Raw genomic sequence first — 23,775 nt, forward strand, 5'->3', positions numbered from 1 at the left:
ATGACTGCGGAAACTCCCACAAAAATGGCCTCGGAAGCGGCCTCTGGAGCGGCCTTGGATGTCTGGCAGTCGTGTTTGGAACAGCTTGCACTGGAGCTGCCGGAGCAGCAGTACCAGACGTGGATCAAGCCTTTGTCCGCACGGTTTGCAGACGATTGTTCCAAGGTCACGATCTTCGTGGCCAACCGCTTCAAGCTGGATTGGGTGCGCCTGCAATACGGTTCCCGCTTTGCTGCTTTGATGGAGCGCCTGCTTGGCCAGCCTGTGCAGATCGAACTGGCGTTGTCGGCGCGGGATGGCGGCGCTGCCGGGGGTGTTGCAGGTGGTTCGGGTGGTTCCCAGGGTACTGTGGAAGCATCTCCCTCCAGTCTTTCCACCCACTCTTCCACGCGCTCCCATACTTCCCCATCCACCAACTCCTTCCCGGTAGCCCGTGACGCCGCTCCGTCTCCATTTCCCTTTGCAGCAGCGTCCTTGGCGCCGTCAATCACCGCAGCATCGGCTGCATCGGCAACCTCGGCGCCGCCCAAAAATCGCCTCAACCCCGCGCTGACTTTTGATGCACTGATCGAAGGCAGCGCCAACCGCGTGGCCCGTGCCGCAGCGATGCACGTGGCCAGTATGCCGGGGACGATGTACAACCCACTGTTCATCTACGGTGGGGTGGGTTTGGGAAAAACGCACTTGATGCACGCCATTGGCAACCGCTTGTTGGTGGAAGAGCACCGGGCAAAAATTTTGTACATCCACGCCGAGCAATTCGTGACCGACGTAGTCAAGGCGTACCAGCGCAAGGCGTTCGACGAGTTCAAAGAGTTCTACCACTCGCTCGACCTGCTCCTGATCGACGATGTGCAGTTCTTCGCCAACAAGGATCGCACGCAGGAAGAGTTTTTCAACGCGTTCGAGGCACTGCTGGCCAAGAAGTCCCACATCGTGATGACCAGCGACACCTACCCCAAGGGGTTGACCGACATCCACGAGCGCCTGGTTTCGCGCTTCGATTCGGGCTTGACCGTCGCCATCGAGCCACCCGAGCTGGAAATGCGCGTTGCCATCCTGTTGAACAAGGCGCAGGCTGAAGGCATCCCCCTTTCTGAAGAAGTGGCGTTTTTCGTCGCCAAAAACGTCCGCTCGAACGTGCGAGAACTGGAAGGCGCGCTGCGCAAAGTATTGGCCTATGCCCGGTTCAACCTCAAGGAAATCAGCATCCCGACCGCGAAGGACGCCTTGCGCGATTTGCTATCGATTCAGAACCGGCAGATTTCCGTCGAATACATCCAGAAGACCGTTGCGGACTACTACAAGATCAAGGTCGCCGACATGTATTCCAAAAAACGGCCTGCCAACATTGCCCGCCCACGGCAGATTGCCATGTACCTTTCCAAGGAACTTACCCAGAAGAGCCTTCCGGAAATTGGCGAGATCTTTGGCGGGCGCGACCACACCACGGTGTTGCACGCCGTGCGCAAGGTCAGTGCCGAGCGGCAGACCTCTGCCGAACTCAACCAGCAGTTGCACGTACTCGAACAGACGCTCAAAGGCTGAGGGGGTTCCCCCCGGCGGGCGCGGTGGGCGGCATGGTTGCCGAATCGCCAGTGCCTGCCATCGTGCCAGCGTGCAGCATCCATCCCTACGAGAAAACCATGATCTTCTTTCACACCACGCGCGATCAAGTACTGACTGCGCTGCAATCAGTCTGTGGCATCGTCGAACGCCGCCACCCCATGCCTATCTTGGCGAATGTCCTGCTTCGCAAGACTGGATCGACGCTCGAATTCATCTCCAGCGATTTGGAGCTGCAACTGCGCACGGCATCTGACCTCGGCGGCGATGTGGGCGACGAAGCCATCACCGTCGGCGCACGCAAGCTCATCGACATCTTGCGGTCGATGCCTGATCTGCAAACCGTCACGCTCGACGCGCAGGATTCCCGCGTCGTGTTGCGCGGGGGAAAAAGTCGATTCACCTTGCAGACCTTGCCTGCGCAGGACTTCCCCCTTGCCCGCGAAGGGGACGACTTCAGCCCCCCTTTCAGCATCCCGCAAAAGGCGCTCAAGCGCTTGCTGGGGCAGGTGTCCTTCGCCATGGCGCAGCATGACATCCGCTACTACCTCAACGGCATCCTGTTCGAGGTGGAAGGAGACGAATTGCGGCTCGTCGCCACTGACGGGCATCGCCTGGCCTTTGCCAGCGCCACGCTGGACGTAGACATGCCTAAGCAAGGCGTCATCCTGCCGCGCAAGACTGTGCTGGAGTTGCAGCGCCTGCTTTCCGACGACCAGGGGACGATCGAAATGCGATTCTCCGGGAACCGCGCCAAGTTTGCTTTTGGGTCGATCGAGTTTTCGACAAACCTTGTCGAAGGCAGGTTCCCGGACTACGCCCGCGTCATTCCCACAGACCATCAGTACTCGGCCATGCTGGCCCGCACGGCCATGCTCAGTGCCTTGCAGCGCACTGCGATCCTGACATCGGAAAAGATTCGTGGGGTGCAGCTCGTTTTTGAACCCGGCGTTTTGCGTGTCGTCGCCAGCAATGCCGAGCAGGAAGAAGCCGTCGATGAACTCGACATCGACTTCCAGGGCGTGGGTTTCGAGATTGGTTTCAATGTCACATACCTCATCGACGTCCTCAGCAACACTGCCGACGAGACCGTAAACCTGCACTTCACTGACTCGACAAGCTCGGTGCTGCTCACCCTGCCTGATGACCCGAAATTCCGCTACGTCGTGATGCCCATGCGCATCTGATTTGCGACCTTTGCCCTACACCAGCCTCCACCATGTCTGAAGAACGAGACCCCCTCATGCCGGAAACGGAAACGCCAGCCGTGGCGGAACCTGCGGAGGAGATAGATAGCTACGGCGAGGGGTCGATTCAGATCCTCGAAGGGCTGGAGGCAGTGCGCAAACGCCCGGGGATGTACATCGGGGATACCTCCGACGGCACGGGCCTGCACCACTTAGTCTTCGAAGTCGTCGACAACTCCATCGATGAATCGCTGGCAGGCCATTGCGATGACATCGTCGTCACCATCCATCCGGACAACTCCATCAGCGTCGTCGACAACGGGCGGGGCATTCCCACCGGGGTCAAGATGGATGACAAGAACGACCCCAAGCGCAGTGCTGCGGAAATTGCGCTGACCGAGCTGCATGCCGGGGGCAAGTTCGACCAGAACAGCTACAAAGTGTCCGGCGGGTTGCATGGCGTGGGCGTGAGCTGCGTCAATGCATTGAGCCGGATGCTGCGCCTGACGATCCGGCGCGACCACAAGGTGCATGTGCTGGAGTTTTGCCGGGGTGCAGTGCAAAACCGTCTCATCGAAACCAACGACGGGGTAGCCATATCGCCCATGCGGGTGATTGGGGAGACGCAGCGCCGGGGCACCGAGGTGCATTTTTTGCCGGATTCGGACATCTTCCAGCAGAACGCGGACTTTCATTACGACGTGCTGGCCAAACGCCTGCGCGAGCTGAGCTTCCTCAATCGCGGCGTTCGCATCCGCATCAAGGACGAACGCACGGGCAAGGAGGACGACTTCTCCGGCACCGGGGGCGTGCGTGGATTTGTCGAGTTCATCAACAAGGGCAAGGCGATCCTCAACCCCAACATCTTCCATGCCACGGGGGAACGCATGAGCGACCAGAACACCATGATCGGGGTGGAAGTGGCCATGCAGTGGAACAACGGCTACAACGAACAGGTGCTGTGCTTCACCAACAACATCCCGCAGCGGGATGGGGGGACGCACCTCACGGGGCTGCGTGCGGCGATGACCCGCGTCATCAACAAATACATCGACGACTCCGACATGGCGAAAAAAGCCAAGGTCGAAGTGATTGGCGACGACATGCGCGAAGGGCTGACGTGCGTACTGAGCGTCAAAGTGCCCGAACCCAAATTCAGCAGCCAGACCAAGGACAAGCTTGTCAGTTCCGAAGTGCGCGGGCCGGTGGAGGACACCGTCAGCAAGCTGCTATTCGATTACCTGCAGGAACACCCTGGGGATGCCAAGCTCATCGTCGGCAAGATCATTGATGCAGCCCGCGCCCGCGAAGCCGCCCGCAAAGCGCGTGACCTGACCCGCCGCAAGGGCGTGCTGGACGGCATGGGCCTGCCCGGCAAGCTGGCCGATTGCCAGGAAAAGGACCCCGCGCTCTGCGAGATCTACATCGTCGAAGGGGACTCCGCCGGCGGATCGGCCAAACAGGGCAGGGATCGCAAGTTCCAAGCCATCCTGCCCCTGCGCGGCAAGATTCTCAACGTCGAAAAGGCGCGATACGAAAAGCTGCTGACCAGCAATGAAATCCTCACGCTGATCACCGCGCTGGGAACAGGCATTGGCAAGACAGGCGGGCAGTCTGGGGCGGATGACTTCGACGTCGCCAAGCTGCGGTACCACCGCATCATCATCATGACCGACGCGGACGTGGATGGCGCGCACATCCGCACCTTGCTGCTGACCTTCTTCTACCGGCAGATGCCGGAACTGGTGGAGCGCGGGCACATCTACATAGCCCAACCCCCGTTGTATCGCGTCAAAGCCGGGCGGGAGGAGCTATATCTGCAAGGGCCTGCGGATCTGGACAAATTCCTGCTGCGCGTGGCACTCATCCACGCCGAGGTTCACACAGGCGACGACGCAGGCACCGTGCTGCGAGGCGAAGCGCTGGAACGGCTGGCGCGCCGCCATCAGACGGTGCAGGGGATCATCAATCGGCTCGGGGCCTTTATGGACGTGGGGGGCTTGCGCGCCATCGTCGACGGCGTAACGCTGAACCTTGACACCGTAGAACAAGCGCAGGAAAGTGCTGTGGCGTTGCAAGAACGCTTGCCCGATGCCGAAGTGGCGAGTGAATTCGACACTCGTACCGACAAGCCCGTATTGCGGATCATCCGCCAACACCACGGCAACCGCAAAACCAGCACCATCACCCAAGACTTTGTGCATGGCGCGGATTACGCTGTGCTGACCGAAGCCGCCCAAACGTTCCAAGGGCTGATCGGCCCCGGAGCCAAGGTAGCCCGGGGTGAAGGGGAGCGTAGAAAAGAACAGCCTGTGCAGAGCTTTCACGAAGCCATGGAATGGCTGATCGAGCAAGCCCAGCACAGCACCAGTCGCCAGCGCTACAAGGGCCTAGGCGAAATGAACCCCGAACAGCTCTGGGAAACCACGATGGACCCCGCAGTGCGCACGCTGCTGCGCGTGCAGATCGACGACGCCATTGAAGCCGACAAAGTCTTTGCCATGCTGATGGGAGACGAAGTCGAACCCCGGCGCGAGTTCATCGAGAACAACGCGCTGCTGGCGGGGAATATTGATGTGTAGGGGCTGGACCGGCTTACAAGGCTGGAAATTGTCGGTTTGACGTTTTGTGTACGGGTGGAACGTTGTGATCCATACCAGCACACGTTTCTGCTTTGCGGTGAAGTCGATCCGGTTTATATCCGGTAAGGAGCGGGTCGTATTTCGATAACGCGCAGAGCGATACGGAAAGCCACATTCTGAATCAATGCGATGTCATCTTGCTGGCCTTTGGTTGCCATGGTTCCGAGATGCCGGAAGCCACGAAGTCAAACAGGGGCTGTATGTGGAGAATGCAGGCAAGACACGGTTCACACCAGCCACGAAAGCAATGCTCGATTGCTTGAATGAATCAGCAGAATAGAAAGGAATTGCAGTGCGCCTAACCGATGATCAAGCCAGAGCGGTTCTTCAGGCGGTGATGGAGGTTACAGCGTGCAAACATTTGGCTGTGCGTGTATTTGGCTCCAGGCTGGACGATCAGGCCAGGGGCGGGGATTTGGATTTGCTGTTGGAGTTTGCAGAGCCGATAGAACATCCTGCCCTGCTTGCCGCCAAGGTGTCAGCTCGCGTGTCTCGCGTTCTGCTAGGACGCAAGGTGGATGTATTGTTGAGTGCCCCCAATTTGCAACATTTCCCTATTCACAAGATTGCGCACGAAGAGGGGATTTTGTTATGACGACTGCGCCGAAAGTTTGGGCGCGGTTGGAATTTCTTGTTCGGGTGGTACGCAAGGAATGCCGCCATTTGCTCACAACCAATGCGCGATTGTTTGATGGCGGATTGGATTTAGAACAACTAAGGAGGTTGGAGGAAACGCCAGATACCGCCGAGCGTGTAGAAGCATTCGTAGGGCGTTTCGGGCGGCTGCAAGACACTGTTGGAGACAAATTGTTGCCTTTATTGTTGGCACTTTTGGGTGAAAAAGCTGGTTCTGCGATTGATAATCTTGATTTGGCGGAACGCTTAGGTTGGATCGAATCGACTGAAGATTGGATGACTATGCGTAATCTAAGAAATCAGATGGTTCACGAATATGTGGAAGATATGCAGATTTTTCATGAAGCGCTCTGGAGCGGGCACCGGTTTGTATCAAGACTGACAGGAAGTGCAGAGAATATGCTGAATGAAATAGAGAGGCGCAATGCAGAGCGATGATTATTACCGGCTCCAAAAATTCGACGCTGTACACAGCGTGACCATCTGCCCAGTGAAAGTGGTTATGCAGTAATACCGTATCATCAAGTATCCGAATTGATATTTGATAAACTGGAATGAATTGTCTACATCCACACGTTCCCTACTGGGTATGGACATGGGATATCACGTACCTGCTCACGCTGGTCCAAGGGGGGGCTATCGGATGTACATGGCTGTGGATGTTGTCAGCCGGAAGATCATGGGATGGGAAGTGCATGTAACGGCAGCCCGATGAAAGGGGTGACGATGCTGTGTATGTTACAGCGATTGGGCGTGATGCCATCTTCCAGCCGCCCATCGGTGAGCGATGACAACCCGTACTCAGAGAGTTTGTTTTGGTCTATGCAGAAGAACTGCCAGAAATATCCTGCCAGGCCATTTGAGACGTTGAATCATGCACGCCAGTGGGTACTCGGATTTTGTGAACTGGTACAGCAACGAACACCGGCACAGCGGGATATGGTTGGTAACGCCAGAGCAAAGACACCGGCAGATGGGCAAGGAGCTGCTCAAGACACCAGCAGCAACGTGTCTCGCTAAAATATTATAACTTTGCATGCAAGGATGCAATTCAATCGTGTTGTCGAAGTTGTTACCGGCCGGAATCTATCGGCGTATTTCGTTGGATGCCGATTTTGCACGCATTGCAGGCAACATGGCTTGGATGTTTGCGGACAAGGTATTTCGACTTGGGCTAGGAGCATTGATCGGTGTATGGATTGCACGTTACCTTGGTCCTCAACAATTCGGCCTATTCAATTATGGGTGGGCGCTGGTTTTTATGCTGACCCCACTTGCGAGCCTCGGGCTAGGCAACATTGTCATACGGGAACTGGTGAAAAAACCGGAACAAGCGGAAGAAATACTCGGATCGGCATTGGTTATGCAAGCGACATCTGGGCTAGTAGCCTATGCAGCTTGCGTCTTGCTTGGATACGTATTGCGCCCAGATGATATGCTGGCCCGTACTGTGGTGGCCATACTGGGTATGACATTGCTGATCAATGCCAGTGACGTGATTCGAAATTGGTATGCATCACAAGTGCAAACGCGCTATGTTGTATGGACAGAAAATGCAGTGATTATTATATTTGCAGCAGGCAAAGTTGTACTGATTCTGACAAAAGCACCTCTCTTGGCCTTTGCATGGATAGCAACAATCGAAAGCGTGCTGGTGGCATGCGGGCTATTCATGATGTATCAGAGCCAAAATGGCCATATTCGATGGTGGATTGTAAGAATTGAAAGAGCCAAAAGTTTGATACGCGAGTCTTGGATGTTGATCTTTGCGGGGTTTGCGGACTTGATCCACATGCGAATCGATCAAGTGATGCTCGGGAATATGTTGGGTGATGAATCGGTAGGGATATACTCTGCTGCTCTACGCATTAGTGGGATTTGGTATGCAGTACCGTATATCATAGTAGGGTCGCTGGCACCTGCTATTATAAAATCGAAGATGAAAGATGAAGCGTCATATCAACGTCGGATGCAGCATTTATTCGATCTTCTGGTCACTATCGCATTGCCATCATCGGTATTGGTAGCGCTGACATCAGATATGTTGATTGAATCCCTATTCGGACTCCCATACAAGGGGGCTTCGGCAATTCTGCAAATCCATATATGGTCTACGCTGTTCTTATATGTAGGTGTCGCCGGACATCAGTTTTACCTTGCGGACAATTTACAAAGGCTTATATTGTCGCGCACGGTCATGAGCTGCATAGTGAATATTGCACTAAATTATTGGTTGATCCCAATTTATGGTGGAGTTGGGGCAGCATGCGCAACTCTGGTGAGTTACTCGCTGTTGTTTTATGGATTTGACGCTATGACACCGCATACCATTGGATACTTCCGGGCGAAAACAAAGGCGTTGCTATCGGGGCCAATCAGGTTTATTAGATTGAGTCGATTGAGTGTGTAATATACTATCTTTGATAGGAATATATAATCGATGAATCAGAAAAATCTCGTTCGAAACACACTCATGGAGATTGGAGCGATTCATGAGAAGGATGTGGAACTATTCGCCGGAAAAACCCGTGACCGCGACGCGCTGCCCGTATATATTGACCGCGTGACAGGAGTAATTTTTATAGATGATTTCTATGTTGGCGAGCATGAATACGCAAGTGGACATTATCGTCGAAAAAATAGAAATTTATTCAATAGTGCAAGCGGTGATCTGGAGGATATCCTGGATAGCGAGAGGCGGTATTCTCGTTACCGCAGATTTGCGATCGGTAAGAAAATTGTGGATTTTGGTTGTGGGCGGGGTGGTTTTTTGCGACTCGTATATGCCGACGCAGCAACGGTTGTTGGGGTTGAGTTGCAGCAGGATTTTGCAAAAGCGCTGAGTGAAATAGGTATCAGTTGTGTAGATCATCTTGATAATGTTCTCGATGGCCAAGATACATTTTTTATGTTTCATAGCTTGGAACATCTTCCCGATCCACTTCAGGTTCTGAGTAAGATGCATGATAAGTTAAAAAGTAATGGGAATGGAAAAATAATCATTGAAGTTCCTCACGCCAAAGACATCCTAATTAAAACCTTAAAAGTTCAATCATTTATTGATTTTACTTTGTGGTCGCAACACTTGGTATTGCATACCCGGGATTCCCTGACACGATTGCTGAAACGGGCTGGCTTCAACAATATACTCATCGAAGGTGTGCAGCGATATGGGTTAACCAATCACCTGCAATGGCTGAGATTTGGCCAGCCAGGCGGACATAAAGAGCTTTTTTCTGCGTTCGAAACAGATAATTTGACAGTTGCCTACGGGGAAGCACTTGCGCGGATTGACGCCACGGATACACTGGTAGCAGTCGCTGAAACGTGATTGGTTCTGATCTATTTATCAATCAATAAGTAATGGTACATATATTATGATCATCGAGAAATCTTTTGGGAAATTAGTAGTTTTCAAAGAAGACTCGTTGCTTAATGCTTTAAATAAAATTAATTCGAATAAGTCACGTGTTGTATTTGTGGTGTCAGAAAATGGCGCCCTGGAAGGAGCATTGACGGATGGAGATTTTCGACGATGGATAACATCCAGTCTGGATGTAAATCTTGACGTTCCGGTGTCGAGAGTAATGAATTCTCGAATACAGTGGGCCAATGTCGATGCTCCTGCACGGCATATTCAAGCCATGCTTAATAGCAGGGTAGTTGCGGTTCCATTGGTAGATGCTCACATGCGACTTGCTGCAGTCGCATTACATGTACTGCGTGAAATGGATTTGGATGGTCGGATGCTTTCCGAACATGCTCCCGCATTCCTTATTGCAGAAATTGGCAATAATCACAATGGGAGTCTGGAGCGGGCCCTTGCACTTGTAGATGCGGCAGTGGAAGCTGGGGCTGATTGTGCGAAATTTCAGATGCGCGACCTTAAGAGCCTGTATCGGAATGCCGGTAACAGTAATGATGACAGTTCAGATCTTGGTGATCAGTACACGCTTGATCTATTGTCGCGATTTCAGCTTACTGATGAAGAATTGTTTACTGCATTCGACCATTGTAGACAAAAGGGCATTTTGCCACTCTGTACGCCTTGGGATCATGCCAGCCTCCGAAAACTCGAAAGTTATGGACTACCCGCATACAAAATTGCTTCGGCTGACTTCACGAATTTCGACTTGATCGACGCAATCGCAGCCACCGGAAAACCAATGATATGTTCTACAGGAATGTCCTCCGAGAAAGAAATTAATGAGGGGGTGCGCCATTTACAGGCAATCGGTGCTCAATTCGTATTGCTTCATTGCAACTCCACGTACCCCGCGCCATTCAAGGATGTCAATTTGAGTTACATGCAACATTTGCGAGAATTGAGTGAAGGGTTGGTCGGCTATTCTGGTCATGAACGAGGTATCCATGTTGTAATGGCTGCCATTGCTCTTGGTGCAAAAGTGATTGAAAAGCATTTCACCCTCGACAAGTCGCTCGAAGGAAACGATCACAAGATTAGTCTGCTACCGCATGAATTTTCTGAGATGGTGACTGGTGTTCGACAGATTGAGGAAGCACTTGGCCATTTTGGTGATCGCACGGTATCTCAAGGAGAAATGATCAACAGGGAAACTCTCGCCAAAAGCCTGACGGCTGCACAGGATATTCCGGCTGGTTCTTGTATCACTGAAGAGATGATTACTGTACGGAGTCCAGGGCATGGCTTGCAACCGAACAGGAAGATGGATCTCATCGGAGTCGTGCTTAGACGGGACAAGAAAGCTGGGGATTATTTTTATCCATCAGATTTGGGAGAGGGACAGGTCATCGTCAGAAATTATGACTTCGGTGAGCGGTCTTGGGGTATACCGGTGAGGTATCATGATTTACAGCAGATGTCCAGTCTTTCCAATCCAACGCTACTTGAAATTCATCTGAGTTATAAGGACATGGCTCTCGATTTTCGGAAATATTTTTCAGAAGCGCTTGATCTAGAATTGGTAGTTCATGCTCCAGAATTGTTTGCCGGGGATCACACATTGGATTTATGTTCACCAGACAGCGACTATTTGGATAGATCGATTCGTGAATTGCAGCGGGTAATTGTTCTTACACGTGAACTGACACCTTTTTTTAAGCGTACGAGTAAGCCGTGCATCGTTGTGAATGTTGGGGGGTTTAGTAAAAATCGGCATTTGAATGCAGACGAGTGCAGCGTCATGTATTCTCGTTTGATTGTGAGTCTCAGTAAGCTGGATTGTGATGGGGTTGAAGTAATTCCTCAAACCATGCCGCCCTTTCCATGGCATTTTGGTGGCCAGCAGTTTCATAACTTATTTGTTGATGCAGAATCAATAGTTGACTTTTGCAAAAAATCCGGAATGCGAGTCTGTCTTGATCTGTCTCATTCTAAACTCGCATGTAATCACCTAAAATACTCTTTTGCACGATTTCTGGAGCAAGTATTACCATATTCTGCGCATCTGCATATTGCAGATGCTGCTGGAGTAGATGGTGAGGGGTTGCAGATTGGTGATGGAGATATCGATTGGAAAGAATTCTGGATACTATTTGGACATCACGCTCATGCTAGCGTGACATTTATCCCAGAAATTTGGCAAGGTCATAAAAACGATGGAGCTGGGGCTTGGCGGGCCCTAGAGCGTTTGGAAAGTATCGCAAAAGCGGTAAAAGCGAATCGAGATGCTGTAGCCGGAATGATACTCATTAGGTAAATCAACCATGTCGTACAGTAATTCCAATGTCCATGCCGTAGCCGTCATTCCTGCTCGCGGTGGCTCTAAAGGGGTACCAGGAAAGAATATTCTTCCCTTGGCGGGCAAGCCACTGATTGCGTATAGTATCGAAGCAGCACTTCACGCCAATACGGTTCAAGATGTATATGTTAGCACCGATGATGCCAGAATTGCTTCTGTAGCGCGCGACTATGGTGCAAAGATCATCGAGAGGCCTTCCGAGTTAGCTGGAGATACGGCCACATCAGAATCAGCACTTCGGCATGCTTTGTTTTATTTGGAACTGTTAGGAATATGTCCAGATTATTTTGTTTTTTTGCAATGCACATCGCCACTCCGCAGTTCGGACGATATAGATTGTGCTATGTATGAGATGCTGAGCAACGATGCTGATTCTTTGTTGTCTGTATGTCCGTCGCACAGGTTTTTATGGGAGTTGTGTGATGGAGTCCCTGTCTCCATCAACTATGATTGGAGGTCACGCCCACGCCGACAAGATATGCGTCCACAATATATTGAAAATGGATCGATTTATATTTACAAACCATGGGTTTTAAGAGAAAATGAGAATCGTCTTGGTGGAAATATTGTTTTATACGTGATGGATGAGAATAAAAGTTATGAAATTGATTCGTTAGATGATTTTCGGTACTTAGAGTGGGTTGTTCAAAACGCCAAGTTCCAATGAGTATAAGTTTATTTCTTAGTAGAAAAGTTTGTGGCGTAGGAAGAGAGATATCTTTATTGATTCGGTATTTCACTGATTACAGAAAGTATTTGCATAGGGAGTTGTCCCATCTGAAGAATTCCGTTACTAGCGACACTGCATTTATTATAGCGACTGGCCCCAGCATCAAACGCCAAAATTTGGCCTTGCTTTCTGGAAAAGACTGCTTCACTGTTAGCAACGCTTTCCTACATCCAGATATAAATAAGATTAGGCCTTTGGTTCATGGATTTGCTTGCTATCATGAACCGATGGAACGAGATAATTTTATTAAGTGGTTAGATGAAGCTGCACTACAACTTCCATCAACCACGACAATCTATACGCCTGTTTGTAATAAATTATTTGTGCAAGCTAGTGGATTGGCTGTTTCACATAATATTTTATATGGATTACAGAATAGTTTAGCTGACTGGTTATGGCCGCGTGTAAAATATATTTTCCCCGCTCCGCAGACGGCACCACTGTTATTGCTCCCTTTGGTTATGATGCTTGGCTATCGAAAAATTTGTCTCGTTGGATGCGATCATACTGTACTGCGTGATTATGGGGGGTTTGTAAATAATTTTTATGATAAAAATATGGAAGTTCGGAAGAATGCAACGGATCCCGATACTTGGCAGGATATTGTTTATGAATTAAAGGCATGTATCGCATTGTTTGAAAGGTATGCTTTTTATGCTAGGCATGCCCATTCCATGGGGATTGATATATATAATCTGTCTGACGATTCGTGGCTCCGTCAGTTTCCATTCTCTACGATAGAACTGATGGTCTGATGAAAGTAAATATCCCCCGGCAGAGCCGGGGGATATTTACCAGGTTAAAACCGTAGAATCACTGAGTTTTAGAGTTGCGTAGACCTTCCTTAGGCTGGCGATTAATAAGTAGATGATATTCATGAATAGTAATAATATTTATGGGATTGATACATTGGAAATGAGGTGCCCTCTTTGCTATAATACTCCACAAATTTTGGAGCTTATTAATTCAGAAGATGTTATAGCTATTTGGGGTAAAGTAGGTATAGATGTATCTCAGGCTATCCGTAAATCAGAAATCACGAAGTGTCAATGTAACATATGTGGGCTTGGCTACTATTACCCTTTTATTCCTGGTGATGCTTTATTCTATGGTAAACTAGCGGACTGGGATTGGTACTACAAGCACCCAGGGAAGACTGAATACGAGTTTACATTGTCGGTATTAAATGCAAAGATTAATTTATTTGATGTTGGTTGCGGCATAGGAGAATTTTCAACTTATCTGCCGGATGGAGTTAATTATTTCGGATCAGATTTATGTGAAAAATCAGTCGAAATTGCAAAGTCAATGGGAAGAAATGTTGATTTGATTGATATAATGAAGATCTCAGACTCATTAAAAGATAGTTTTGATGCAGTAACTTGTTTTCAGGTACTTGAGCATGTTATTGATATACATGGTTTTTTCTCCGCATTGGTAAGTTTATGTAAGCCCGGAGGTATCATTGTCTTGGCAGTCCCAAATAATTCTGGCTTTATTGGGTATGCTGTGAATAACATTTTAAATATGCCTCCCCATCATGTGCTTCTCTGGAGTAAAAAATCGTTAATTTATTTAGCAAATAAATATAATATCGAAGTTCTTAATTATGTTGAAGAAAAACTATCTGATGTTCATCGACATTGGGCTGTTACTACCATGGTAAGGTTCTATTTATGCAATATAATACAAAGAAAACAAAAAACGGTAGATATAAGCTTTATTGGGAGAATCATTGGAAAAATTTCTTCCTTATTTGCATATCCTATTGGCAAATTGTTCCCAAATTTGGTAACAGTCGGACATTCATCAATAATTGTTCTTAAAAAAAATGAAGTTGCATGATTATCAAGGTTCATCTGTTCTTATCACCGGCGGGCTTGGGTTTATTGGCTCCAATCTAGCGCGTGTACTTGTTGAGTATGGAGCACAGGTCACACTGGTAGATAGTCTGATTCCTAAGTTCGGCGGAAATCCTTATAACATTTTCGATATTAAAGATAAGGTGACTGTGAATGTTTGTGATGTACGCGATCCGTTTGCAATCGCCTATCTTCTCCAGGGAAAGGATTACTTATTTAACCTAGCGGGGCAAACCAGTCACGTTGATTCGATGAGTGATCCTCAGTCTGATCTTGATATTAATACAGCATCACAATTATCAATTCTTGAAGCATGCCGCAAGAATAATCCCAGTATTAAAATTGTTTTTGCGAGTACACGTCAAATATATGGTAAACCTGACTATTTGCCTGTAGACGAAAAGCACCCAACTCGTCCAGTGGATGTCAATGGAATTAATAAATTGGCCGGCGAGTCGTATCACCTGCTATATAATAATGTATATGGAATTCGAGCTACTGCTCTACGACTTACTAACACGTATGGCCCCGGGATGCGGGTCCAGGATGCTCGACAGACCTTTTTAGGGATATGGATTCGTATGTTGATTGAAGGAAAACCAATCAAAGTTTTCGGTGATGGCAGTCAATTGCGAGATTTTAATTATGTAGATGACTGCGTAACCGCCATGCTGATGGTTGGAGCGAGCGATGCAGCGAATGGGAAAATTTATAACTTGGGAAGTACTGAGGTTGTTGAATTAAGAAAACTTGCTGAAGTACTAGTAAGTCTTGGATATGGTGGGGTATACGAATTTGAACCATTTCCTCTAGAAAGAAAAGTAATTGATATCGGAGATTATTATAGTTGCTTTGGGTTGATTGCACGGGAACTAGGTTGGGTGCCAAAAGTCGGGTTGTTGGAAGGATTGAAAAAAACTGTGAAATATTATCAGGCACATCATTCTTACTACTGGTAAGAACTGTAGAGGGTGCAATATTAACTGCTTCCATAAATTAAATTACGATTTATATAGTAAGGCGCAGCAATGATTCAGATGAACGACTTTGGAGCCGAACCAGCAGCATTGCGTGAAGCCATGCTGGCTGCTATACGCCGTGTGATCGATTCAGGATGGTATGTACTTGGTGATGAAGTTCGCTCGTTTGAAGAACAGTGGGCTGCCGTTTGTGGTACTGCATGCGCTGTAGGTGTCGGAAATGGTATGGACGCCATTGAGATTGCACTTCGTACGCTCAATATTGGCCCAGGGGATGAGGTCATCACTACATCTATGACTGCTTATGCGACAGTATTAGCTATTTTGCGAGCTGGTGCTATACCAGTGCTGGCTGATATTGAACCGGACACAGCCCTTCTCTCTTTGGAAAGTGCACAGCGCTGCATATCTAGTAGAACCAAGGCGGTGATACTTGTTCACCTATATGGGCAGGTTCGAAAAATGGCCGCTTGGATCGAGTTTTGTCATGAAAACAATGCTTGGCTCATTGAGGATTGCGCTCAGTCGCATCTCGCATCATGGCAGGGTAAGGTTGCTGGAAATTTTGGTGAAGTAGGGGCATACAGCTTTTACCCTACGAAAAATTTAGGAACACTCGGGGATGGTGGCATGCTTGTCACCAATAATTTATGTTTGGCTGCTGATGCTATGCGGATGCGTAATTATGGCCAAAGCGATCGTTATCATCACCCTGAATTTGGAATGAATAGCCGCCTAGATGAACTTCATGCTGCCATCTTGCGGGAACGGATTAAATGGCTGAAAATTTTCACTGAACGTCGACGTAGCATCGCGCATGCTTATGAAGTCGGAATTACTAATTCATTAGTTAAGAAGATGATTCCGCCGGAAGAAGATGCTGCACATGTTTATCATCTTTATGTAGTTACTTGTAAATGGCGAGATGCATTACAATTCCATCTTAATAAGAACCAAGTGCAGGCACTGATCCATTATCCTATTCCGGTGCATCATCAGAAACAATGTCTACAAATTATGCGAGATCCATGTGGGTTGCCAGTGAGTGAATATCATGCAGCAATGTGCTTGACCTTGCCTGTTCATCCTCAAATGTCTGATGCCGATGTGACACAAGTGATTAGCGCTGTGAATAGCTTCCGGGGGGATTGATGGAGCACTACGTCACCCTTTTTGATAGCTTTTTTCTTCCACAAGGATTGGCGCTTCACATGTCGATGGAAAGGCATGTCAAGGATTACACACTTTGGATCCTGTGTGTGGATGATGAAGCGTACAAGGTGCTTGCCAAGATACAGTTACCAAATGTTCGTTTGTTATATCTCAGTGAGCTGGAGACCAAAGAATTGCTGTGTGTGAAACAGTGGCGTACCAAAGGTGAGTACTGCTGGACTTTGACCCCGTTTTCGCATCGTTTCGTATTTGAGGCAGACCCATCTGTAGCGCGTGTTACATATATAGACGCTGATTTTTGGTTTCGTAAGAATCCAAAATCAATCTTTGAAGAACTTGGTGCATCTGGTAAACATGTGTTAATAACAGATCATGCGTATGCACCTGAGTATGACCAGTCAGCTATTTCAGGACAGTATTGTGTTCAGTTTGTGACTATTACTCGCGATGGTGGTGAAGTGGTCAGGCTGTGGTGGGAACAACGATGTGTCGAATGGTGCCATGCAAGGCATGAGGATGGCAAATTTGGTGATCAAAAATATCTGGAAAAATGGCCAGAATTATTTTGTAAGGAAACACATGTCTTACAAAACCAATCGTTAATTCTTGCCCCATGGAACGCCAATCGATTTCCATATTCTGCAGCAGTAGCGTGGCATTTTCATGGTGTCAGAATAATATATTTAAATAGAAAAATTGTTCAATTTTCTATTGGAGACTACTTGTTGCCTAAAGTTGCTGTCTCTTATGTGTATAATCCATACTTCATTGATATTTTATATGCTATAAAGATACTTATTGGAATAAATTACAAAGTAAAGATTCAGGATAATAAATCACTATTTCGAATATTTAAGTTATTTATTTCAAAAATACTTACATATCGCTCATATGTTCAAAATTCCACAATGTCTTTTGAGCTGAGATGAAAACATGGCTACTCTGGTGGATAGAATAATCGTCACCATTAGCGTAGCGAAGTCGTTATCCAGTATGGCCAGATATATTCTTGGCCACATGTGCCAGCATTCTTGCGGACTATCGGCTTCGTCGATCCTGCTGGGTAGCCTAGTCCCGCATCCGACGGTTCGTCAGCAACGCCAGTGGGGAGCGCCATGCAAAGCGCACCATGCGTGCGTACAGGGTCAGGTATGCCAGTACGAACCCAAGTAATGCCGTGGCAGACCAGAACGTAGATTGGTGTACCCACAGCGCGACGATGACAGGGGGGATCGACATCATTCCTACTGCGATGCCGGTGGTTGAATTGCGCAGCAGGGGAGGCAAGTGCGCAGTACGGTGCCGCACCACGCGCCGCCCAAGCAGGCTGTGGAAGTGCAGGCGATCCGGCATCCCGACGTGCGTTTTGCGCATCTTGCGGCGGTACATGCTGAAAAGCACTTCCGTCACAGGGTGTACGCAAACCATCAGCACAGCAAAGGCGGATACCGTCGGGTGCCGGTGCATCAGCAGCACGGCCACCCACGCAAGGCCGAACCCCAACAGGTACGAGCCACCGTCGCCCAGAAAGATCTTGCCGAAGGGCCAGTTGACGCAAAAGAACCCCAGCGTGCAGGCCGCCAGCACTACGCAGATCCCCGTCAGTGGCAGGTCTCCGAATTGGTAGGCAATCGACCCAAAACCTACGGCAGCGATGACCAACATGCTCGATGCCAAACCGTTGAACCCATCGATGATGTTGACAGCATTGGCTACTCCACCCACAGCGATGGCCGTGAAGAGAATGGAGGCAGGTAGCCATGCCAGCATAGTGTCCACGCCCCAGATATCGACGCGGGTGATCGAGATGTCCGTAAGCCACCAAGCAAGCACTCCGCTTCCCATCGTCGCCAGCAGGCGCACCAACACGCCTACGCGCTTGGTCAAGTCTTCAGCCAGGCCAAACAGAAAAGCGGGCACTCCTGCAATCAGCATAGGCCCCAACAGGGCCTGCACCTGTTCTGAGACCAAGGCCCACGCAAGTACAAGCCCGATGGCGATGGGTACGCCACCGATTCGCGGGGTGGGGTGCGTGTGTACTTTCTGTACACCGTGTGTGAAGTCGCCCGTGAAGTGTGCGTGCCACCCACGGGTCAGCAGCACGAAAACGCTGGCCAGAAAGGTCACAGCCGAACCAACGACGGCAGGCTCATCGAGAAGATTGACGCTCATCAGTGGCCTAGGTTAGTGCTAATGGGCCAATAAGTGTAGTCATGCGCATCCATGGCGTCCAGTGAGTCAAGCAGAGCGATAGCCTCGTACACTCGTGCGCGAACCGGGGATAGTCGAATAGATGGGTGGATATTTCAGGAGGAGCCATGACCTCAGGACCCTTGCTGCTAGAGCAGCTTGCCAGCTTGACTGCGATACGCGATCTGGAACTGATGGAGCGCAGTTTGCTCAAAACCCTCTACGGTTTTTTGCGCCCACGGTCGCTCGGGATGGTTCGGCTCAACAGCAAAGGCCAGCCGACGATGGAAGTGGCCTACCGGGAAGACCGGTACGAGGCCTTTCACGACGACCTTGTGCTGGATGAGCACGTCGCCATGGCCGATGAGTTTTTGCGTGTTTCCGACGCCAAGTTTTATTCGGCCAAGACGGATTCCGGGGTGCTCATCGTTTTTGCGTTGACGTCTACCCGTTCCGGCCGCAGCTATTTGCAGATTACCTTGGGAAAAGAACTCTCCCGCATGGATAGTCACATGGTCTCCGGCGTCGTGCAGATCTACCGGAACTTTGTGAGCCTGATGCACCATGCGCAGACGGATCAGCTCACCGGGCTGGCAAACCGCAAGACGTTCGACGAGTGCGTCAGCCGGGTGCATGAGTTGATCATGGCGGAGCCGACGCTGATCAACCCGGAGCGTCGTTTGCCCAAGTCGTCCAGCTACTGGCTGGTGATGGTCGACATCGACCACTTCAAGTCGATCAACGACCGTTTTGGGCATCTGTACGGGGACGAAGTGCTTGTGATCCTGGCGCAGTTGATGCTTAGCTCTTTCCGGGAAAACGATCTGATCTTCCGCTTTGGGGGGGAGGAGTTCGTGCTGATCATCCGCTGCGCGGATCGTGCCGATTGCCTGGTGACGTTGGAACGGTTTCGCCAGCGGGTGGAGGAGCGGTCGATTCCGCAGGTAGGGCACGTGACCGTGAGCATCGGTAGCACGCAGATGGATCGGCGCACGTATCCGACGACGATCGTCGATCGTGCCGACCAAGCGCTGTATTTCAGCAAACGCAACGGCCGCAACCAGATCACGTTTTTTGAGGATCTGCTAGCCGAAGGGCTGGTGTCCGTGCAGGAAATCAAGACGGATGCCATTGCCTTTTTCGACCCCGAAGAAGACGAAATCGAGTCTTGATTGGTCCGTTGGGCTTGATGAGGCCTTTGCATCCCCAAAACGACAACGCCCAACACAATGGCTGGGCGTCTGGGCTTCGGCAGTGACCGAATTGGGATGGAATCTGGTGGGCGGTGGAGGTTTCGAACCTCCGACCCCAGCAGTGTGAATGCTGTGCTCTACCCCTGAGCTAACCGCCCTGCACTGCAATGCAGAGCCGCAAATTATGGCATAGCGGGCTTTTTATTCTTCGAGCAGGCTACGTAGCATCCACGCCGTTTTTTCGTGGATGTCGAGGCGGGTGGTCAGCAAGTCCATCGTGGGCTGGTCGTTGGCAGCATCGACTGTGGGGATGAGCTTGCGTGCGGTGCGGGCCGTTGCTTCCTGCGCTGCGACGAGCAGGCGCACCATCTCGTCGGCTTTGGGCACGCCGTCCACTTCCTGGATCGACCCCAGCTTGGCAAATTCCTTGTAGGTACCCGGCGCGGGGAACCCCAGTGCGCGGATGCGTTCGGCAATGACGTCGAGTGCGTTCCATTGTTCCGTGTACTGATCCATGAACATGGCATGCAGGCTGTTGAATTGCGGGCCTGTCACGTTCCAGTGGAAGTTGTGCGTCATCAGGTACAGGGCATAGCTGTCGGCGAGTAGCGCGGAAAGGCCCTCTGCGATCTTTTTGCGATCTGCTTCGCTGATGCCGATATCCATGGCCGAGGCCTTCAATTTCTTGGTTGCCACAATCGTTGCTCCTTGTCAGAAATGGGGGGTGTTCGTTGTCCGCATCCAGCACCAGCCAGGGCGGTGTACGAACCGCTTTCGTTACGGAAACCAGCGCCCGACAAGCTCCTAGGGCACGGGCCATGCCGTACAGGCCGGAATTGTGCGCTACCTTGCATGGGCTTCGCGGGCCTGTCGAACCGGTGCAAAGGTTTGGCGGTGTAGCGGGCAAGGCCCGAGGGCACGCAGCGCCGCAAGATGTTGCGCCGTTCCGTAGCCTTTGTGCTGGGCCAAGCCGTAGGCTGGGTATTGCTCATGCGCTTGCAGGCACCAGCGGTCACGGTGGACTTTTGCGAGGATCGACGCTGCGGAAATGGCCGCAACGCTTTGGTCCCCGCGCACGATGGCCGTGCATGGCATCGACAGGATGGGGGTTTGGTTACCGTCAACCAGCACATGGTCGGGGCGCTGCCGTAGCCCTTCCACGGCGCGGCGCATGGCCAGCAGGGTGGCGCGCAGGATGTTGAGTGTGTCGATTTCTTCGACGCTGGCTTGGGCGATGGCGTAGTCCCACGCCATGGCGCGGATGTCGTCGAACAGAGCCTCGCGTTGCCGGGCGCTGAGCTGTTTGGAATCGGCCAGCCCGGCAATCGGCTTCTCGGGATGCAGGATCACCGCAGCAGCAACCACAGGCCCAGCAAGCGGCCCGCGCCCGGCTTCATCCACACCGGCAAGGATGGCTGTCGATGTCATCAGGCCCCGAGCATTTCCGCGATCGCTTGCGAGGCCAGCGTGGGCGTGTCCTGCAGCAACGTGGCATGGAGTGCGCGGAACCCTTGCCGTAGCCGGGTGATTTGGTCAGGGCTGCATGCATGGGCATCCAGCCACGCCAATACCGCCTTGGCCAAGGCTTGGGGGGTGGCTTGTTCTTGTAGCAGTTCCGGCACGACGAATTCCCCGCTCAGGATGTTGGGCAGCCCTACCCAGGGCTGGAGCCGCTTGCCCTGCATGATGCGCCAAGACAGCGGGGACATCGCGTAGGCTATGACCATGGGACATTGGAAGAGCGCAGCTTCCAGCGTGGCGGTGCCGCTGGCGACCAAGGCGACATCGCATGCCGCCAGCACTGCATGCGATTGACCGCTGACGATCGTCAGATGGGGTACGGGAGGCTCTTGCGAGGCGATGCGCCGGATCTGTGGTTCGAGCTGTGGCACGGCGGGGAGGATGACATGCACCGGCCCCCATGCCTGCTGCACGATGCGTGCGCAAGCCAGAAAGCGCGGCGCCAGGTGCCGAATCTCGGACTCGCGGCTCCCCGGCAACACTGCCAGCACGGTCGATTCCGGGGGCAGGCCCAGGCGCAATCGTGCCCCTGCACGGTCTGGTGTTGCAGGGATGGCCGCAGCCAGCGGGTGCCCCACGAAGCTGGCCCGGATTCCGCGCTCTGCAAGCCATGCAGGCTCGAAGGGAAAGACGCACAGCATGAGATCGGCATAGCGTTGCAGCCGTGGCAGGCGTTCGGCGCGCCACGCCCATACGGATGGGCACACGTAATGCACGGTGCGGATACCCCGTTGCCGCAGGCGTTCTTCGAGGTGGAGGTTGAAGTCCGGTGCATCGATACCGACGAAGACCTGGGGGGGGGCATCGAACAAGCGGTGCGCAAGACGCTGGCGGATCGACAGGATTCCTGGAATCCGCCGGAGTGTGTCCCACCCGAACCCGTGGACAGACAGCCTGTGGTGCGGCCACCAAGCATCGAAGCCCTGCGCTGCCATGCGGGGGCCTCCGATGCCGGCGGCTTGTACGGTGGGCCAGCGATGGCGCAGGCCTTCCAATAGCGCTGCGCCGAGGATGTCGCCGGAGTCCTCCCCAGCGACGAGCGCTGCACGCAGCGTTCCGGGTATCGCCGTCAACGGACGATGCCCCGTTCGGCGGACGTCTGCTGCAAGAACGCCAGCATCATGCGCACATCTTCTGCCGCAGCAGGGTAGTCTTGTTCCAGCCGTGCGATGCGAAGGCAGGCTTCCTCCAGGCGAACGTCCTCGCGGTACAGGTGCTTGTACATCGCCTTGACTGCGGCGATCCGTTCGCTGCCAAATCCCCGGCGGCGTAGTCCCTCGAAGTTCATCGAACGCGCACGGCCAGGCTGTCCCTGGCACAGGACAAAGGGTGGCACATCGGCCAGAAGCATGGTGCATAAGGCCGTCATGCTGTGTGCGCCGATGCGAACGAATTGGTGTACGACGGTGAATCCGCCCAGGATGGCCCAGTCCCCCACATGGACATGGCCCGCAAGCTGGGAGTTGTTCGCAAAGATCGTGTGGCTGCCTACCTGGCAATCGTGCGCCAAATGGACGTAAGCCATGATCCAGTTGTCGTCCCCGACGGTGGTCACTCCACGATCCTGCACGGTGCCGATGTGCATGGTGCAGAACTCGCGGATGGTGTTGCCATCGCCAAGAACCAGCTCGCACGGTTCGCCGCCGTACTTTTTGTCCTGGGGAATGCCGCCGAGCGCTGCGTGCCCGAAGATGCGGTTGTGTTGCCCGATCGTCGTGTGGCCTTCGATGATGCAGTGCGGGCCAACAGTGGTGTGGGCGCCAATGCGGACGTGCGGCCCGATGAGGGTGTAGGGGCCGACGGATACCGTGCTGTCGAGTTCGGCGCCTGGGTCGATGAGGGCCGTGGGGTGGATGGTGCTCAAGGCGGCAAAGGGTCAGCGGAAAAGGGTCAGGCTGGGTGGTGCCAATGGGGCAGGCCAGGCTTCAGGCGATTTTGCGCATGGCGCAGGTCAGCACGGCTTCGACGGCCAATTCCTCGCCCACAGTAGCGCGGGCCTGGAATTTGTAGATGCCGGCCTTCATGCGCAACAGTTCTGCGTGTAGCAAGAGCTGGTCACCCGGTTCGACGGGGCGTTTGAACCGCGCTTCGTCGATGCCTGCGAAGTAGTAGCCGGTATCGGGGTCGGGCAGGGTGCCCTGCGTGTGAAAAGCCAGAATCGCCGCTGCCTGCGCCAGTGCTTCGAGCATCAGCACCCCAGGCATGACGGGACGGCCGGGGAAATGGCCGGGGAAAAAAGGCTCGTTGATGGTGACGTTTTTGAGGGCGTCGATGCTTTTGCCTTTGTCGATGGACACCACGCGATCGACGAGCAGGAAGGGATAGCGATGGGGAAGGTGGCGGAGTACGGCGTGGATATCCATGGAATGCAA

Annotated in this window: 20 protein-coding genes, 1 tRNA gene and 1 pseudogene; 15 read left to right on the top strand and 7 right to left on the bottom strand. The window is 51.9% G+C overall.

Annotated elements, in window-relative coordinates:
- Window positions 1-24: 24 nt before the first annotated feature.
- From dnaA to CENROD_RS13385, 14 genes and pseudogenes are all read left to right on the top strand, one after another.
- Entirely contained in the window at window positions 25-1,548 is a 1,524-nt protein-coding gene (gene dnaA / locus CENROD_RS00005) for a chromosomal replication initiator protein DnaA (RefSeq protein WP_051360394.1), read from the top strand.
- 98 nt (window positions 1,549-1,646) lie between these two features.
- The gene (gene dnaN, locus CENROD_RS00010) at window positions 1,647-2,753 is read left to right on the top strand and encodes a DNA polymerase III subunit beta (RefSeq protein ID WP_022770964.1); all 1,107 of its coding nucleotides are present in this window, start codon (window positions 1,647-1,649) and stop codon (window positions 2,751-2,753) included.
- 56 nt (window positions 2,754-2,809) lie between these two features.
- Complete coding sequence (gyrB, locus tag CENROD_RS00015) at window positions 2,810-5,335, top strand: DNA topoisomerase (ATP-hydrolyzing) subunit B (RefSeq protein WP_238551864.1); 2,526 nt, start codon at window positions 2,810-2,812, stop codon at window positions 5,333-5,335.
- Window positions 5,336-5,986: 651 nt separating this feature from the next.
- Complete coding sequence (locus CENROD_RS00025; protein ID WP_022770967.1) at window positions 5,987-6,469, top strand: hypothetical protein; 483 nt, start codon at window positions 5,987-5,989, stop codon at window positions 6,467-6,469.
- A 140-nt stretch (window positions 6,470-6,609) separates the two neighbouring features.
- A pseudogene (locus CENROD_RS14170) lies at window positions 6,610-7,022 on the top strand (transposase); the annotation flags it as partial.
- A 66-nt stretch (window positions 7,023-7,088) separates the two neighbouring features.
- Window positions 7,089-8,441: a flippase gene (locus tag CENROD_RS00030; RefSeq protein WP_187292310.1), complete on the top strand. Its 1,353-nt coding sequence runs from the start codon at window positions 7,089-7,091 to the stop codon at window positions 8,439-8,441.
- A gap of 30 nt (window positions 8,442-8,471) precedes the next feature.
- A complete protein-coding gene (locus CENROD_RS00035) occupies window positions 8,472-9,362 on the top strand; it encodes a class I SAM-dependent methyltransferase (RefSeq protein ID WP_022770970.1) in 891 nt (296 codons plus the stop codon).
- A gap of 46 nt (window positions 9,363-9,408) precedes the next feature.
- On the top strand, window positions 9,409-11,712 hold the full coding sequence (locus tag CENROD_RS00040; RefSeq protein ID WP_022770971.1) for an N-acetylneuraminate synthase family protein: 2,304 nt from the start codon (window positions 9,409-9,411) through the stop codon (window positions 11,710-11,712).
- 7 nt (window positions 11,713-11,719) lie between these two features.
- The gene (locus CENROD_RS12800; RefSeq protein ID WP_022770972.1) at window positions 11,720-12,421 is read left to right on the top strand and encodes an acylneuraminate cytidylyltransferase family protein; all 702 of its coding nucleotides are present in this window, start codon (window positions 11,720-11,722) and stop codon (window positions 12,419-12,421) included.
- A gap of 101 nt (window positions 12,422-12,522) precedes the next feature.
- A complete protein-coding gene (locus tag CENROD_RS13380; RefSeq protein ID WP_151194550.1) occupies window positions 12,523-13,239 on the top strand; it encodes a hypothetical protein in 717 nt (238 codons plus the stop codon).
- A gap of 121 nt (window positions 13,240-13,360) precedes the next feature.
- Window positions 13,361-14,329: a class I SAM-dependent methyltransferase gene (locus CENROD_RS12805; RefSeq protein ID WP_022770974.1), complete on the top strand. Its 969-nt coding sequence runs from the start codon at window positions 13,361-13,363 to the stop codon at window positions 14,327-14,329.
- Complete coding sequence (locus tag CENROD_RS12810) at window positions 14,316-15,305, top strand: NAD-dependent epimerase/dehydratase family protein (RefSeq protein ID WP_022770975.1); 990 nt, start codon at window positions 14,316-14,318, stop codon at window positions 15,303-15,305. Before CENROD_RS12805 ends, CENROD_RS12810 begins: the two co-directional genes overlap by 14 nt.
- 69 nt (window positions 15,306-15,374) lie before the next feature.
- Window positions 15,375-16,478: a DegT/DnrJ/EryC1/StrS family aminotransferase gene (locus CENROD_RS12815; protein WP_022770976.1), complete on the top strand. Its 1,104-nt coding sequence runs from the start codon at window positions 15,375-15,377 to the stop codon at window positions 16,476-16,478.
- The gene (locus tag CENROD_RS13385; RefSeq protein ID WP_022770977.1) at window positions 16,478-17,428 is read left to right on the top strand and encodes a hypothetical protein; all 951 of its coding nucleotides are present in this window, start codon (window positions 16,478-16,480) and stop codon (window positions 17,426-17,428) included. The genes CENROD_RS12815 and CENROD_RS13385 overlap by 1 nt, the downstream gene beginning before the upstream one ends.
- A 139-nt stretch (window positions 17,429-17,567) precedes the next feature.
- Here the strand turns inward: CENROD_RS13385 and CENROD_RS00050 are convergent, their stop codons facing one another.
- Window positions 17,568-18,671, bottom strand: a complete 1,104-nt coding sequence (locus tag CENROD_RS00050; RefSeq protein WP_022770978.1) for an MraY family glycosyltransferase — start codon at window positions 18,669-18,671, stop codon at window positions 17,568-17,570.
- Window positions 18,672-18,817: 146 nt separating this feature from the next.
- Here CENROD_RS00050 and CENROD_RS00055 point away from each other — a divergent pair, with 146 nt between their 5' ends.
- Window positions 18,818-19,861 (top strand): GGDEF domain-containing protein, encoded by a 1,044-nt coding sequence (locus tag CENROD_RS00055; RefSeq protein WP_022770979.1) that lies wholly within the window; start codon window positions 18,818-18,820, stop codon window positions 19,859-19,861.
- Window positions 19,862-19,965: 104 nt separating this feature from the next.
- Here CENROD_RS00055 and CENROD_RS00060 read toward each other — a convergent pair.
- From CENROD_RS00060 to fabZ, 6 genes are all read right to left on the bottom strand, one after another.
- A tRNA-Val gene (locus tag CENROD_RS00060) sits at window positions 19,966-20,040 on the bottom strand.
- Between the two features lie 43 nt (window positions 20,041-20,083).
- Window positions 20,084-20,548: a Dps family protein gene (locus CENROD_RS00065; protein WP_022770980.1), complete on the bottom strand. Its 465-nt coding sequence runs from the start codon at window positions 20,546-20,548 to the stop codon at window positions 20,084-20,086.
- A 177-nt stretch (window positions 20,549-20,725) separates the two neighbouring features.
- Window positions 20,726-21,310 (bottom strand): ribonuclease HII, encoded by a 585-nt coding sequence (gene rnhB / locus CENROD_RS00070; protein ID WP_022770981.1) that lies wholly within the window; start codon window positions 21,308-21,310, stop codon window positions 20,726-20,728.
- Window positions 21,310-22,476, bottom strand: coding sequence for a lipid-A-disaccharide synthase (gene lpxB, locus CENROD_RS00075; protein WP_238551788.1), 1,167 nt, complete (start codon window positions 22,474-22,476; stop codon window positions 21,310-21,312). Before lpxB ends, rnhB begins: the two co-directional genes overlap by 1 nt.
- On the bottom strand, window positions 22,473-23,267 hold the full coding sequence (gene lpxA / locus CENROD_RS00080) for an acyl-ACP--UDP-N-acetylglucosamine O-acyltransferase (protein WP_022770983.1): 795 nt from the start codon (window positions 23,265-23,267) through the stop codon (window positions 22,473-22,475). Before lpxA ends, lpxB begins: the two co-directional genes overlap by 4 nt.
- 61 nt (window positions 23,268-23,328) lie before the next feature.
- Entirely contained in the window at window positions 23,329-23,766 is a 438-nt protein-coding gene (gene fabZ, locus CENROD_RS00085) for a 3-hydroxyacyl-ACP dehydratase FabZ (RefSeq protein ID WP_022770984.1), read from the bottom strand.
- Window positions 23,767-23,775 lie beyond the last annotated feature (9 nt).

The organism is Candidatus Symbiobacter mobilis CR, assembly GCF_000477435.1.
Taxonomy (GTDB): domain Bacteria; phylum Pseudomonadota; class Gammaproteobacteria; order Burkholderiales; family Burkholderiaceae_C; genus Rhodoferax; species Rhodoferax mobilis.